Source organism: Jeotgalibacillus haloalkalitolerans (assembly GCF_034427455.1).
Classification (GTDB): Bacteria; Bacillota; Bacilli; order Bacillales; family Jeotgalibacillaceae; genus Jeotgalibacillus; species Jeotgalibacillus haloalkalitolerans.
In genome coordinates, this window is sequence record NZ_JAXQNN010000027.1 from 1 (window position 1) to 217 (window position 217).

The window sequence follows — 217 nt, forward strand, 5'->3', positions numbered from 1 at the left end:
CGATCGAGGACTTAACCAATTAGGTGATTCTCGAATATCCCTTACTTTGATGAACGTATCCAGTTTTGAAGGCGCGAAAAAAAGTATTGCATTAACCTTCTTAAAATGTTATAATAGTACTTGTCGCCGAGTTGCGATGCAGTCTAGTGATGATAGCGAAGAGGTCACACCCGTTCCCATGCCGAACACGGAAGTTAAGCTCTTCAGCGCCGATGGT

The 217-nt window shown here is 43.8% G+C and carries 1 rRNA gene; it reads left to right on the forward strand.

Going from position 1 to position 217, the window contains the following annotated elements:
- Positions 1-142: 142 nt before the first annotated feature.
- Positions 143-217: ribosomal RNA gene (rrf, locus tag UFB30_RS16600) — 5S ribosomal RNA — on the forward strand; the annotation flags it as partial.